At 59.0% G+C, this 13,745-nt stretch carries 12 protein-coding genes; 6 read left to right on the top strand and 6 right to left on the bottom strand.

What is annotated here, in order from left to right; genetic code table 11:
- Positions 1-107: 107 nt before the first annotated feature.
- The 4 genes from IG617_RS07135 to IG617_RS07120 form a co-directional block, all read right to left on the bottom strand.
- The gene (locus IG617_RS07135) at positions 108-1,331 is read right to left on the bottom strand and encodes a CCA tRNA nucleotidyltransferase (protein WP_192108560.1); all 1,224 of its coding nucleotides are present in this window, start codon (positions 1,329-1,331) and stop codon (positions 108-110) included.
- Between the two features lies 1 nt (position 1,332).
- Positions 1,333-1,593, bottom strand: coding sequence for a DUF6111 family protein (locus IG617_RS07130; RefSeq protein ID WP_153768035.1), 261 nt, complete (start codon positions 1,591-1,593; stop codon positions 1,333-1,335).
- On the bottom strand, positions 1,593-2,174 hold the full coding sequence (locus tag IG617_RS07125) for a CoA pyrophosphatase (protein WP_254170489.1): 582 nt from the start codon (positions 2,172-2,174) through the stop codon (positions 1,593-1,595). The genes IG617_RS07130 and IG617_RS07125 overlap by 1 nt, the downstream gene beginning before the upstream one ends.
- A 91-nt stretch (positions 2,175-2,265) precedes the next feature.
- Positions 2,266-2,859, bottom strand: coding sequence for a DUF1285 domain-containing protein (locus IG617_RS07120; RefSeq protein WP_420826141.1), 594 nt, complete (start codon positions 2,857-2,859; stop codon positions 2,266-2,268).
- A 266-nt stretch (positions 2,860-3,125) separates the two neighbouring features.
- Between IG617_RS07120 and IG617_RS07115 the strand changes: the two genes are divergently transcribed.
- The 4 genes from IG617_RS07115 to IG617_RS07100 are packed head-to-tail and all read left to right on the top strand — an operon-like array spanning position 3,126 to position 10,026.
- Positions 3,126-4,151 (top strand): AAA family ATPase, encoded by a 1,026-nt coding sequence (locus IG617_RS07115; protein ID WP_192108559.1) that lies wholly within the window; start codon positions 3,126-3,128, stop codon positions 4,149-4,151.
- Between the two features lie 22 nt (positions 4,152-4,173).
- Entirely contained in the window at positions 4,174-5,109 is a 936-nt protein-coding gene (locus tag IG617_RS07110; RefSeq protein ID WP_192108558.1) for a DUF58 domain-containing protein, read from the top strand.
- A gap of 2 nt (positions 5,110-5,111) precedes the next feature.
- Positions 5,112-7,934, top strand: a complete 2,823-nt coding sequence (locus tag IG617_RS07105; protein WP_192108557.1) for a DUF4159 domain-containing protein — start codon at positions 5,112-5,114, stop codon at positions 7,932-7,934.
- Between the two features lie 16 nt (positions 7,935-7,950).
- Positions 7,951-10,026 carry a hypothetical protein gene (locus IG617_RS07100; protein WP_192108556.1) on the top strand — a complete coding sequence of 692 codons (2,076 nt, stop codon included), beginning with the start codon at positions 7,951-7,953 and terminating at the stop codon, positions 10,024-10,026.
- Positions 10,027-10,053: 27 nt separating this feature from the next.
- Here the strand turns inward: IG617_RS07100 and IG617_RS07095 are convergent, their stop codons facing one another.
- Positions 10,054-10,551 carry a GNAT family N-acetyltransferase gene (locus IG617_RS07095; protein ID WP_192108555.1) on the bottom strand — a complete coding sequence of 166 codons (498 nt, stop codon included), beginning with the start codon at positions 10,549-10,551 and terminating at the stop codon, positions 10,054-10,056.
- A 367-nt stretch (positions 10,552-10,918) separates the two neighbouring features.
- On the opposite strand from IG617_RS07095, the gene IG617_RS07090 reads away from it, so the two are divergent.
- Positions 10,919-11,893 (top strand): glutathione S-transferase family protein, encoded by a 975-nt coding sequence (locus IG617_RS07090; protein ID WP_192108554.1) that lies wholly within the window; start codon positions 10,919-10,921, stop codon positions 11,891-11,893.
- A gap of 3 nt (positions 11,894-11,896) precedes the next feature.
- Here IG617_RS07090 and IG617_RS07085 read toward each other — a convergent pair whose 3' ends face one another.
- Positions 11,897-12,388: an NUDIX domain-containing protein gene (locus tag IG617_RS07085; protein WP_192108553.1), complete on the bottom strand. Its 492-nt coding sequence runs from the start codon at positions 12,386-12,388 to the stop codon at positions 11,897-11,899.
- A 425-nt stretch (positions 12,389-12,813) separates the two neighbouring features.
- On the opposite strand from IG617_RS07085, the gene IG617_RS07080 reads away from it, so the two are divergent.
- Positions 12,814-13,734, top strand: coding sequence for a metallophosphoesterase family protein (locus tag IG617_RS07080; RefSeq protein WP_192108552.1), 921 nt, complete (start codon positions 12,814-12,816; stop codon positions 13,732-13,734).
- The last annotated feature ends 11 nt before the right edge of the window (positions 13,735-13,745 follow it).

Raw genomic sequence — 13,745 nt, 5'->3', positions numbered from 1 at the left:
CAACGTAAAGGAAGAATTGCTGATCTAATCCATATTTTCGGATAAAACGCAGATTTTGGGCCGATTGCATCAGTCTTTTTAACTAGGCTGACGACACTCCGCCGGGATCAGATGCGGCCGATGAGTTCTTTCGCCGTTAGTGCAAAGCCGCTCTCGATCCAACAGCTTTCCAGACGCTCGAGGACACGGCCGACATCAGGACCGGGCGCGATGCCGTTGGCAAGCAGATCCCGCCCCTTGAGCGGAAATTGTGGAATTTCAGTGCGTCGCAGCCGTGCCAATAATTCCAGAAGATCCCGCTTCAGAGGCGTCTCGCTCTGCCGCGAATACGCCAGCACAACACCATCGACCGATGTTTGCCGTCCGTGCCGATAGAGCAACTTGCGCGTATCAACAGCGGCCGGGTCGACCGGCTTCGCGATCAGTTCCGAACCGGCGGCCAGCGCTCCATGCATGCGTTTGCGTTCTGAATTGGACAATCTCAAGCGGTCCGAAAGGCGGTCCATGTCTTCGTCCACGAACCCGACAAGAGCCGCAAGCGCGAGGGCCGGCTCGTCCACTTCGGGCACATCCGGCGCAAGGCCTCTGAAGGCCGTGAAGTCTGCGATGCGTGAAACGCCGCCGGTGACAATCTCCAACAGCCCATGGTTTTCCATGAGCGAAAGGCACTGCGGAGCCAGCGCCGCAACAACCAGTCGCTTCATTTCCATGCCGATGCGCTCGGCTGAAAGGCTCCTGAGCCCTTCCCGCTCATGGACGCATGCGGTCAATCCCTCCGGGTCAGGCTCGCCGTTGCCGTAAGCAGCATGAATCCGGAAAAAGCGCAGGATACGAAGATAGTCTTCCTGGATGCGGTCACGCGCACTGCCGATGAAACGAACCCGTCGCTCGAGGCAGTCAGTCAAACCGCCAAGCGGATCATGGATGGCGCCAGAGCGGTCGCAGTACAAGGCATTCATGGTGAAGTCACGCCGGCGTGCATCTTCCGTCCAGTCGCGCCCAAAGCGCACCTTCGCCTGGCGCCCGAAGGTCTCGATATCTTCGCGCAGCGTTGTGATCTCATATGCGACACCGCTGCTGATCACGGTCACCGTACCGTGGTCGATCCCCGTCGGAATGACTTTCAGGCCCGCACGCTCCGTCCGTTCAGCGACCACAGACGGTGCTGCAGTGGTGGCGATATCAATATCCGCGACAGGTTTGTCCAGGAGGCTGTTCCGGACGGCGCCCCCAACCACACGGGCAGCGTCGTCATGACGTTCGATCGCATCGAAAACGGCCTGAATTGCATTATTTTGCAGCCATTCAGCCGTTATTCGGCGATCGGTCATTCTACTCGTATCCGCCCGGAATGAAGACACCGTTTTCCATGCGCGATGGCCGATACTCGGTCCCTTCGGGCATCTTCTGGAAGGTCGCAAAGATAACCAGGCTGATCAGAACCAGAAGAACTCCGGCAAGGGTCAACCACGCCATCGGACCATTCTTCCAGTTCTCTGAAGTTTGAGATTTCTTCTTGATCCAGAGCCACACCGCATAGCCAACGAATGGCAGCAGGAACAAGATCATATGAGACAGAACAACACGAAACATCAGCCATACACCGCTTCATAGAGGGAGCGAACAATGCCAGCGGTCACGCCCCAGATGTAACGCTCCCCGAATGGCATTTCATAGAAATAGCGCGCCTTGCCTTCCCAGACACGGCTCTGCGTCTTGTGATTTGCCGGATCCATCAAAAAGGACAGTGGCACCTCGAAGACATCGGCCACTTCTGCAGGATTCGCCACAAGCTTTGCATCGGGATCGACCTCGGCAATGACAGGTATGACCCGATATCCAGAACCTGTCAGATAAGGAGCGAGCTCCGCAAAGGGCGTCACCGCATGACGCGCAAGCCCGATCTCTTCTTCTGCCTCACGCAGCGCAGCCTGCACCGCGCCGTCATCCTCGCGGTCGATCTTGCCACCTGGAAATGCGATCTGGCCCGCATGCGAAGACAAATGCGGTGTTCGAAGCGTCAGGATCACACTTGGCTCGAAGGCGCGTGGAATAACGGGAATGAGAACGGCAGCGTCACGTGGAGGACCTTCCCAGCGTGCATAGGGGCCAAGGTCCGGATTGAGGACGTGATCACCCGTATCGTGCGAAAGCCGGTCCTCAGGCAGACGCATGACACGATCCTTGAAATCGTCGAATAGATTGTCTCTGCCGTCCGCTTTCAGCACTTGCACCATCCCTGAGACCGCCACGTCGCGCGATTCTTCATGTTGTTGTTTCAGATAGGAACTCAGGAGCCAAGGGAAAGAAGTCACCTGAGCTCCAAAGCCCAAGTTCGCCGCTGTCGCTCTCGTCAAAAAACTCGGCAAGTTCATACAGCAGTGGTCGCGCCAAACGCGCCTCAAGCCGTCCACGAACCAGGACATAGGGCTTGAGCCCCCCGTTTTTCGGATCGGCATCAAACCGGATGGGATGATCCTCGTCGACCGTCACTACATCGCCAACATTGGTGCGAACGACCAGTTTTTGCTGCTGTCCGGAGCCTTCCACGTGGAGTTCCACACCTAAAAACGGAACGTCTTCGACCTGAATGCCGATTTTTTCCACAGGTGTCACGAGATAGTGACGACCATCTTCGTCCTTGCGCAAAACCGAGGCAAATAATTTGACCAAGGCCTCCCGTGCAATCGGACTGGACATGTAGGACCAGCTTCCGTCGCTCGCGATCCGGATGTCCAAATCCCCGCAGAACGGCGGATTCCACTTCTCTACCGGGGGTTTACCCCGCTTCTGGTCGCCAGCACGCGCCATCAAGGCGGCAAGCCCCGAAGGCATGGTCTTTGCGTCTATTTGCGACAAATTCTATCTCCAAACTTGGCCAAAGCCATGTTCTTGATATGGCGTCCCGTTTTCCCGAAAGAAAGCCCCAAACGGCCAATCCGCCCTTACAGAAAGTGTCGCTTACCTCTGTCTCGACAGAATTTGCGACTTATCTAACCGGCAATATGGTGCCAAACTGAATGAGTCGCGACAAATACCAGCCGCGGACGTGTCAAAATATGCCGTCCGCGCTGCACCTGCCAACTGGCTTTGCAGATCAGAGCCCGAGACCGCGAAGGTGAAACATGAGCGTAATCAGCCCGCCTCCCGGAGGCACTGCCGAAACGGACCTGGATTCAATCGCGGAAGTTGCCGAAAAGGCACTTGAGCGGATCACCGCAGCGAAAGCCGATATATCTCGGATCATCTTCGGCCAGGAAAATGTTGTCGAACAATCGCTGGTCACCATTCTTGCCGGCGGCCACGGACTTCTCGTTGGCGTCCCCGGCCTGGCCAAGACCAAGCTTGTCGAGACGCTTGGAACGGTTCTCGGCCTCAACGCCCGTCGCATCCAGTTTACACCGGACCTCATGCCCTCCGACATTCTTGGAGCCGAGGTGATGGAACAGGCCGCCGATGGCAGTAGAGCGTTCCGCTTCATTCCCGGACCGGTCTTCTCCCAGCTTCTGATGGCCGATGAAATCAACCGGGCGAGCCCGCGCACACAGTCCGCACTGCTTCAGGCGATGCAAGAATATCATGTGACTGTCGCGGGTCAGCCTCATGATTTGCCGCGCCCCTTCCATGTGCTTGCAACCCAGAACCCGCTGGAGCAGGAGGGCACATATCCCCTCCCCGAAGCACAGCTTGACCGCTTTTTGATGCAGATCGACGTCCACTATCCTGACATGGACGCCGAACGCCGCATTCTGCTTGAGACAACAGGCGCCGAGCAGGCTGTCGCACAGACCGCCATGTCGGCAGAAGAGCTCGCCGGATACCAACAGCTCGTGCGTCGCATGCCAGTTGGAGAATCCGTGGTTGACGCGATCTTGAAGCTCGTCCGCGCAGCGCGCCCGGCAGAAGATGGGTCCGGCGATGACGTCAAGAAGCTGATTGCCTGGGGCCCCGGCCCCCGCGCAAGTCAGGCATTGATGTTGACCGTGAGAGCCCGAGCGCTCGTTGAAGGCCGTCTTGCACCTTCCGTTGATGATGTACTGGCGCTTGCCGAACCGATCCTGCAGCACCGGATGGCGCTGACCTTTGCAGCGCGGGCTGATGGCCACACAATCCGTGGCATCATTCAGCAGGTAAAGGAAAAGATCGGCTGAAGCTGAGGGAAAGGCATAGTATATGGCTCTGACGCCGAACGTTACCTCCCAAAGCAAACACATCGACCAGGAAACCTGGCCGAATGTCATTGGCGAAGCACGCTCGGTGGCCGACGCCCTGCCGGATCTGCTGGTCGAGGCCAGTCACGTCGCAAGTTCGGTGACCGCCGGTTGGCATGGCAGACGCCGCGCCGGGCCAGGCGAGAGTTTCTGGCAGTTCCGCCCCTTCAACATGGGTGAACCTGCAAAGCGGATCGATTGGCGGCGTTCTGCGCGCGACGATCATCTTTATGTTCGCGAACGCGAATGGGAAGCAGCCCATACGGTCTGGCTCTGGGCGGACCTCTCACCCTCGATGGTGTTTCAATCGCGGCTTGGCAACGCCTCCAAGAGAGACAGGGCAATCGTGTTGATGCTCGCCCTGGCAGACATGCTCGCCTACACGGGGGAGCGTATCGGTTTGCCGGGGGTCACACGCCCTTTTTCGGACAGAAAGGCAGCCGAGCGCATCGCAGACGCGCTCACTCATATGGCCAAGCCTCGCGCCTTGCCGGACACAGCCTCGGTGCAGCGCTTTTCCGACGTGGTTCTGATTTCGGACCTGCTCGACCCGGTCGACGAGATTGCCGACTGGATTGCCAGGGTCGCCGGAACAGGCGCCAAAGGCCACGTCATTCAGGTGCTGGATCCCATCGAGGAAACCTTTCCTTTCGATGGCCGGGTCGAATTTCATGATCCGGAACGCGGCACGCGCCTGACCACAGGCCGCGCGGAATCATGGCGCGAAGCCTATCAAAGGCGCATGGAGCGTCACCGGGCCGAAATTCGCGACATCTGCCGTCGCGCAGGCTGGACCTATTCTCTCCATCACACGGACAGATCGCCAGCCGAACCGTTGCTCGTGCTGCACAGCGCGTTGTCGGGCACGGCCGAAACACTTGGAACGGGAGGCATTTGACCATGGCCGGTTTTCTTCCTCTTGCCTTCGCAACGCCATGGCTTCTTGGAGCCTTGCTGCTGCTCCCGGCCATCTGGTGGTTGCTGCGGCTGACGCCCCCCCGTCCTCAGGAAATCGACTTCCCGCCGACCCGGCTTCTTCTCGACATCGACAAGCACGAGGAAACACCTCAGCGAAGCCCCTGGTGGTTGACACTTTTGAGGCTCACGCTTGCCGCTCTTCTGATCCTGGCATTGGCTGGCCCCATCTGGCGGCCTGCGGAGGAGGTTGCGTCCGGCGAAGGCACCATGTGGATGTTGATGGACAACGGTTGGACATCGGCACGTGACTGGACAACCCAGGTTGAGACTGCAGAACGATTACTTTCCCTGGCTGAGGCTGCAGGCCAACCGGTGCTGTTTGCGGCAACTGCGGATGGTCCGGGTCAGCCCCTGACACCGACGGATGCAACGACAGCTCTTGAACGCTTGCGGGCGCTGGAACCCCGTGCGTGGCCTTCGAAGCGCAGCGAATTGACAACGGCACTACGCAAGAGTGCCAGCGCGGTACGTCCTGGTGCCGTTGTTTGGCTTTCAGACGGAACCCAATCTTCCGAAGGCGCCTCTTTTCAGACGGACCTGGCCAACATCGCTGGCGGAGCGCCGGTGACGATCTACTCCGGGATCGAAACACCCTTTGCGTTGAAGGCGATTTCGAACGATGCCGACGCACTTACCGTATCGGTCCTCCGTCATCCTGACAGCGATCGGAACGCTGTCACCGTTCGTGCGCTGGATCTAAGAGGTTTGATGCTCGGACAAACGGACGTCTCCTTCGACACTGACAGTCATCTGGCAGAAGCACGCTTCGAAATGCCGAGCGAGCTGCGCAACGATATCGCCCGCGTTGAAGTGGTCGGTGAAAACGCCGCAGGCGCTGTCCAACTGGTCGACGACAGTTGGCGCCGCCGGAGCGTCGGGCTTCTCTCCGGTCAATCCGGAGACCTGGCACAACCGCTGCTGTCACCACTTTATTATCTGCAACGCGCCCTTGGCCCTTTCTCAGATATCCGCCTGTCACGCAACGGCGACCTGGGTGTTGCGGTGCCTGAATTGCTGGACCAGGGTCTTTCCGTTCTCGTTCTGGCCGATGTCGGCCGCCTTCCTGACAGCGCTGTCGCGGCCCTGTCGGACTGGATCGAGGGCGGTGGCATGTTGGTGCGATTTGCAGGACCGAGGACCGCCGGCGGCACGGATGAACTGATACCAGTGACGCTCAGAGCCGGAGACCGGTCTCTCGGCGGCAGCCTTTCGTGGAAACAACCGCAAAAACTCGCCGACTTTTCCGCAAGCTCGCCTTTTGCCGGATTGAAGGTTCCGCCAGAAGTCACGGTCAACCGGCAGGTGCTCGCCGACCCGACCGCCGATCTTCCGGACCGCACATGGGCCATGCTCGAAGATGGGACACCCCTTGTCACAGCAGACCGGCTCGGGCGCGGGACGATTGTCCTCTTTCACGTAACGGCCGACTCCGCGTGGTCGAACCTTCCGCTTTCAGGGATTTTCCTCGATATGCTGCGAAGAATTCTCGCCGTTTCCAACACGGCAGAACCTGCGACCCAAGGCACTGACGCGGAAACGGGAGCGATCACGCAGAGCATATTGCCACCGTTGCGGCTTCTCGACGGCTACGGACGCTTCGGATCGCCAGCAGCAGATGTGCCGCCAATGACGGATCTTGCCTTCCGCGAAGCCAGTGCCGGTCGGAAGAGCCCACCGGGGCTTTATGGCAATGATGACGGGTTTCGAGCACTCAACTTGATGCGTCCTGATGACGAGCTTGAACAGCTGGATTTTTCTCCGCTTGAAGACATCGCGACACTTCAGCCCTATCCAACCAACGACACATTGGATCTGAGAGCAGCCTTCTTTGCATTGGCCTTTGGCCTGCTCATCCTCGATGCAATCGCAGTGATCCTTCTGGCAGGCGGCCTCAGCCGCTTGCGCATGCGCCAGGTCACAGCCGGCGCCGCAGTCATTCTGATTTTGGGCTCCGTGCTCCATGCGCCGGACGCAAAAGCTCAGTCAAACTCTGATGATCTGAGAGCACTGGAAGCCTCGCAGGAAACCCATCTCGCATACGTCCTGACCGGAACCCCCGATGTAGACGACACGAGTGCAGCAGGGCTCTTCGGCTTGAGTCAGTTCCTTGCCGAACGAACGGCTCTCGAACCGGGTGCACCGATGGGCGTCGACATAGCGCGTGACGAGCTTGCGTTTTTCTCGCTGCTCTACTGGCCGATCGAGCCGACCGCTGACAAGCCCGACGACCGGACAATGGCGCGCATAGACACATTCATGCGCAATGGCGGAACGATTCTCTTTGACACGCGCGATCACATCTCCGCCGCCACAACCGGTTTTGGCACCACACCGGCGACCCTGAAGCTAAGGGAAATTCTCGAAGATCTGGATATTCCACCGCTGGAGCCCGTGCCGATCGATCATGTCCTGACGAAGGCCTTCTATATCCTCGACACGTTCCCCGGCCGCTATGCCACCAGCCCGCTCTGGGTCGAGAGCCTGGAACAGCGCGTCGCAACATCGGAACGGCCGGTTCGTGCGGGCGACGGCGTATCGCCGGTCATGATCACGGCCAATGATTTTGCGGCTGCCTGGGCAATTGATTCCACGGGCAGCTTTCTTTTCCCGACGATACCCGATGATCCGGTGCAGCGTGACTACGCCTTCCGCGCCGGCGTCAACATGGTCATGTACAGCCTGACCGGCAACTACAAGGCTGACCAGGTGCACATTCCCGCCTTGCTGGAACGGCTCGGGCAATGAGGAGAGAAAACCGACGATGATCTGGTCCCTCTCATTCGATCCGCTCGTTCCACTATGGGCCCTCAGCCTTCTTGGCATTGCGATCCTCATCATCGCACTTGTGACAGGTTTCATGCGCCTTCGGGGCTGGGTGCTTCGCGCCCTGACCATGGCGCTGGTCGCCCTGGCTCTTGCCAATCCCGCAATCGAACGCGAGGACCGTGAACAACTCAGCAGCGTCGTCGCGGTCGTTGCGGACCGTAGCCAAAGTCAGCTGCTCGCCGATCGCTCGGCTGTCACCGACGAGGCGGTTGCGACACTCAGCGAGCGCCTCGCTGCATTGCCGGGCTTTGAGGTGCGCGTCCTCGAGAACACCAGCAGCAGCACAGGCGACGGAACCGAACTGTTCCAGACCCTTCTCAACGGCCTGTCAGACGTGCCACCGGACCGCATCGGCGGAGCCATTCTCGTCACTGATGGCCAAATTCACGACATACCGGAAACGGCAGACGCACTTGGCTTCGACGCGCCCGTCCATGGATTGATCACAGGCAAACCGGACGAACGCGATCGCCGGTTGGTTCTACACAAGGCACCGCGGTTTGGTCTTGTGGGCTCCGAGCAGGTTGTTTCCGTTCGCATCGTCGAGCAGGGACCCGGCACGGGACCTGGCAACCGTGTCACCCTTCGTGTTCGCCGCGACGGCACATTGATCAGTGAGCGCCAGGCGAGCGTTGGCGAGACCATCGACATCCCTGTCGAAATCGCACACGGCGGCGACAATATCTTTGAGTTTGAAGCCGCTCCGCTCGATGGAGAGCTGACCACGCTCAACAACCGCGCCGTGGTGACCATAGACGGCATTCGCGAAAATCTGAGGGTTCTGTTGGTGTCGGGCTCTCCACATGCAGGCGAGCGGACCTGGCGCAATCTGCTCAAGTCCGACGCGTCGGTGGATCTGGTCCACTTCACGATCCTGCGTCCGCCGGAAAAACAGGACGGAACACCGATCAACCAGCTCTCCTTGATCGCCTTTCCGACCCGTGAGCTCTTCTCGGTAAAGATCGACGAATTCGACCTGATCATCTTCGACCGCTACGAGCGCCGTGGCGTTCTGCCCATGCTCTATTTCGACAACATCACAAGGTATGTTCGCGCCGGCGGGGCCGTCCTTCTCGCAGGCGGCCCGGACTATGCGGAGGCTGGAAGCCTGTTCCGCACCCCATTGGCGCCGATCCTTCCGGCGCGCCCGACAGGTGCCATTCTCGAACAGCCTTTCCACGCCACGCTCGCCAGCATCGGTGAGCGCCATCCTGTCACGCGAGGCCTGCCGGGAGCACGTCTGGATCCTCCGGGCTGGAGCCGCTGGTTCCGCCTGGTTGAAACAGAGCTGGACGCGGGGCAGACGCTGATGACCGGTCCGGAAGACAAGCCCCTTCTGGTTTTGAACCGGGAGGGCGAAGGCCGTGTCGCCATGCTTCTTTCAGATCACGTTTGGCTTTGGGCCCGCGGCTTCGAAGGCGGTGGTCCGCATGTACCGCTGCTCAGACGGCTCGGTCACTGGTTGATGCAGGAACCTGATCTGGACGAGGAAGCGCTCCGTGTCTCCCTGCGCGGACCAGAGCTGATGGTCGAGCGGCAGACACTTGCTGACGAGATTGGCGATGTTACCGTGACATCCCCTTCCGGCCAGACGTCGAGGCTCGCGATGAATGAATCGGAACCGGGCTTGTGGCAGGGCTCCTCGCCGACCGCCGAGACGGGCCTTTTCACAGTGACGGAAAGCGACAAGACTGCCCTCGTTCATGTGGGCCCACAAAACCCGCGCGAGTACACTGATGTCTTGTCGACACCGGAAAAGCTTGCGGGGCTTTCATCGGCAACAGGTGGTCAAGCACTACGCCTCTCCGATGTCGGCGGAGAGGTTTCCGTTCCGCGCGTTGTGCCGTTGCGGCGCGCAGCTCAGTATGCCGGAAGCGGCTGGATCGGGCTTAAAACCACCGATGCCAGCGTTCTGAATGGCGTCGACAGATACCCTCTGCTCATGGGCCTGCTTGGACTGTCGCTGCTTCTCGGCTTCCTGTCCCTGACCTGGTTCCGCGAGGGACGGTAAGGGAACAATCGGCGCTGCGGGAAGCTCTCAGTCAGTTCCGCCACGCACTAGGCCGGATGGCATCTCGGACCCATTGAGGCAGGCCACCAGAAGACGCGCCGGATCGACTGGTCCGGGCAAGATAATCTGCCCCATTGGCACCGGCTCAAAGCCCAGCGGACCGTAGTAAGGCGCATCACCGACCAGAAGAACTGCCGTTTCGCCGGCATCCGCCGCTGCGCTCAAGCACGTTCTCAAGAGCTCTTTTCCAAGACCCCTGTTCTTGAACCGGGGCGAAACGGTCAGCGGACCCAGCAACATGCCACGTGAATTGCCGATCATGATCGGGGTAAGCCGCACCGATCCCGCAAGATCGGCTCCGCTCATGCCGACAAAAGAAAGCCGCGGATCGCTCGCTATGCCTTCGCGAATCTTGAAAGCCGTCCGCGCGAAGCGACCCGGACCGAAAGCTTCGGCCTGCAGATTTTCGATGTCAGCCGCGTCAGCAGCTTCTTCGAGACGAATAAACCAATTGGAGGGTTTCATGACCATGGTACCTGATATGCGAACGAACCTTCGCGTCCGCAGGCACCCTGGTCCTTAAAATCAATGGGAAGGCCGGTCAGACGCGCGAAAACAGACGAGAGATTTCTCGTCGGATGCTTCGTCGTCGCAATGTCAAACCGGCTGGCATCAGCTGCTACTCATTGATCGCGCGCCTCTTTTGAGCTCGCTGAAAAGCCGATAGCACGCAAAGATGCGAAAGGTCCAGCCACTTTCTACGCCATATTTGAAAAACGCATTCTTCACACGATGATCGCCGTCCATTGCCAGTGAACAGTGTATCTATCGCGACATCGCTGTTTCGGAACCGATTGCACCCTAGATAGGTTGAAGCACAAAGGAGAAAATCATGGGTCTCTTGGTCGACGGCAAATGGACGGATCAATGGTACGATACCAAATCCAGCGGAGGCCGTTTTGTCCGCAAGGCGTCTTCGTTTCGCAACTGGATCACCGATGATGGCAGCCCAGGACCGAGCGGCGAAGGGGGCTTCACGGCGGAAGCTGGACGCTATCACCTCTATGTATCCTACGCTTGCCCCTGGGCGCACCGGACACTCGTTTTCCGGAAGCTGAAAGGGCTCGAAGAGCTGATCGGCGTCACAGCGGTTGAACCGCTGATGCTGGATAACGGCTGGACCTTTACAGAACCGGATCCACTCAATGGTGCCAGCTACGCCTGGCAGATCTACACCGCGGCCGACCCGAACTACAGCGGCCGAGCAACAGTGCCGATCTTGTGGGACAAGAAGAAGAAAACCATCGTTTCCAACGAATCTTCCGAAATCATCCGCATGTTCAACAGCGCATTCGATGGGCTGACCGGATCGCAGACTGATTACTATCCGCAGGTCCTTCGCGCGGAAATCGACGAGATCAACGACCGCATCTACGACACCGTGAACAACGGCGTCTACAAGGCCGGGTTCGCGACCAGTCAGGAAGCTTACGAGGAAGCTGTTCATGCGTTGTTTGAAACGCTTGATTTGCTCGAGCAGCGCCTTGAACAGTCGCGTTACCTGGTTGACGACATGCCGACCGAAGCGGACTGGCGGCTCTTCACCACCCTCGTTCGGTTTGATGCGGTCTATGTCGGCCACTTCAAATGCAACATCCGCCGTATCGAGGACTATCCGTCCCTATCCAACTACATGCGCGATCTTTATCAAACCGCCGGCGTTGCCGAGACCGTCAAGATGGATGTGATCAAGAATCACTACTACGGCTCTCACGAGACCATTAATCCGACACGCATCGTGCCGGTCGGACCGGACCTGGACTTTGACCGCGCGCACAACCGGAACCAATTGTTCGAGGCGGCCTGAGCGCTACCAGATGCCGTCTTCCGTCGCGCCAAGCACACCCCTGGCCAGTTCGGATAGGCGGCGTCTAGTGGCAGCCGTAGTCGCCTCGGGCAGCTGATCCAGAGCAAAGAAACCTGCCTCCAGAATCTCTTCGTTCGGCTGCATGAAATCATCGGTCTCCGTCCAACTCACGGCTTCATAGAACCCGATGTGATCACGGCCAAAAGCTTCGCGGTTGAGATAGACACCCAACAGCTTTGGTGGTGAAGAACAGCGAATTCCTACTTCCTCCACCAGCTCCCGTGCAGCCGCCGTCGCCATGGTCTCGCCCTTGTCGACACCGCCACCGGGCAGATACCAGCCCGGCAGGTAACTGTGGCGCACAAGCAGAACCGCACCGTCGGCGTTGCGGACCAGCACCCTGACGCCAAGGCAGTAAGGATTGCGCAGCAGGGCCTGTCCCTGAACGAGGCGCTTGGTCAGCCCCTTGGGCAAATAAGAGAAAAATTTCAGCATTCCTCCTTATCGCGACAGAAAGCGACCTGATCAAGATGACAAGAGTTTAACGAGGCGTTTCAAGAGGTATGCGGCGCACGCAGGGCAGCACTGGCGAAAATCGCGCTACTCAAATTTCGAAAACTGCATATGTATTGCGCACAGTGAATAAAAATGATGCAACAGCATTGCCGCCAGCCACAGGCCGACGGAAGCCAACCGAGAGTAGAGATCATGCTTCGTGCCTATTTTTCAAACCGTCGTCGTCGTCGCGCTTACCATTGGAAGCCAGCAGTTGATCTGAGCAACCCGCGCATTGCCGCAGCTCTGACGACTTTCGCAGGCAACTGATTTACCCCGCACATTCGTGTGCTCAGGGTGTCGCTAATTGACGGGCGCAGCGTTATCACTTAACGCCGCGCCTTTTGTCTTGGAGATGCCCCGCGATGCTGAAACTTTCCCATCTGTCTGATCCCCATCTTGGGCCTCTGCCAGATCCAAAGCTGCTACAGCTCTTTTCCAAGCGAATTCTCGGATACCTGAACTGGAAGCGGAATCGCTCCAGCTCCATGACCGGAAACCATCTGGAGCGCTTGGTCTCCGATATGAAGGCCCACGCCCCGGACCACATCGCGGTTACCGGCGATCTGGTCAATATCGCCCTCCCCTTGGAAATCATTGGCGCACGCACCTGGCTTGAAGAGCTCGGAGATGGCGAACACGTATCCGTGGTTCCAGGCAACCATGACGCCTATGTTCCCGGTGCGCTCAAGAAGGCGCGCTCCGAATGGCTTGACTATATGGTCAGCGATGGCAGCGACGCTGCCTCGAGCAAAGATGGTGAGGCCGGCTTTCCCTACGTCCGCATTCGGGAGAATGTTGCACTCGTTGGTGTCTCGACAGCCAGAGCGACAGCCCCCTGGTTCGCGACAGGCCGCGTAGGCAGCACTCAGGCGAAACGGCTGCGCTCGGTCCTGGAGGACCTGGGCCGCAGGGAGTTGTTCAGGGTGATCTTGATTCATCACCCGCCCTTCCACAAGGCAACCCACTGGCACAAACGTCTCTCGGATGCTTCGCGTGTTCGCGCCGTGATCAAACAGGCCGGCGCAGAACTCGTGCTCCACGGCCACACACATATCGACAGCCGAGCTGAGATAGACGGCCCCTGCGGCCCTGTCCCGGTTATCGGAGTGCCATCCGCCACGAGCGCGCCCGGCGGCAAGAAACCCGGCGCCCGCTACAATCTCTTTTCGATTTCACGGCAGAACGGGCACTGGCAGTGCGATTTGGAAGAACGGGGCTTCACCGAAAAGGACGAGCCCATTTCCACAATCGTGCAAGGCAGCCTGTCTATACCGGCCTGCTGAGCGCGCGTTAG

The organism is Roseibium polysiphoniae (genome assembly GCF_014842925.1).
GTDB lineage: Bacteria > Pseudomonadota > Alphaproteobacteria > Rhizobiales > Stappiaceae > Roseibium > Roseibium polysiphoniae.
The sequence above is the reverse complement of the archived record's forward strand: the minus strand, read 5'-3'. Positions and strand labels throughout refer to the sequence as shown.

Bases quoted from the DNA above. Each gene is read 5' to 3' on its own strand.
- IG617_RS07135 (WP_192108560.1), bottom strand. From the start codon at position 1,331: ATGACCGATCGCCGAATAACGGCTGAATGGCTGCAAAATAATGCAATT.
- IG617_RS07130 (WP_153768035.1), bottom strand. From the start codon at position 1,593: ATGTTTCGTGTTGTTCTGTCTCATATGATCTTGTTCCTGCTGCCATTC.
- IG617_RS07125 (WP_254170489.1), bottom strand. From the start codon at position 2,174: ATGCGTCTGCCTGAGGACCGGCTTTCGCACGATACGGGTGATCACGTC.
- IG617_RS07115 (WP_192108559.1), top strand. From the start codon at position 3,126: ATGAGCGTAATCAGCCCGCCTCCCGGAGGCACTGCCGAAACGGACCTG.
- IG617_RS07110 (WP_192108558.1), top strand. From the start codon at position 4,174: ATGGCTCTGACGCCGAACGTTACCTCCCAAAGCAAACACATCGACCAG.
- IG617_RS07105 (WP_192108557.1), top strand. From the start codon at position 5,112: ATGGCCGGTTTTCTTCCTCTTGCCTTCGCAACGCCATGGCTTCTTGGA.
- IG617_RS07100 (WP_192108556.1), top strand. From the start codon at position 7,951: ATGATCTGGTCCCTCTCATTCGATCCGCTCGTTCCACTATGGGCCCTC.
- IG617_RS07095 (WP_192108555.1), bottom strand. From the start codon at position 10,551: ATGAAACCCTCCAATTGGTTTATTCGTCTCGAAGAAGCTGCTGACGCG.
- IG617_RS07090 (WP_192108554.1), top strand. From the start codon at position 10,919: ATGGGTCTCTTGGTCGACGGCAAATGGACGGATCAATGGTACGATACC.
- IG617_RS07085 (WP_192108553.1), bottom strand. From the start codon at position 12,388: ATGCTGAAATTTTTCTCTTATTTGCCCAAGGGGCTGACCAAGCGCCTC.
- IG617_RS07080 (WP_192108552.1), top strand. From the start codon at position 12,814: ATGCTGAAACTTTCCCATCTGTCTGATCCCCATCTTGGGCCTCTGCCA.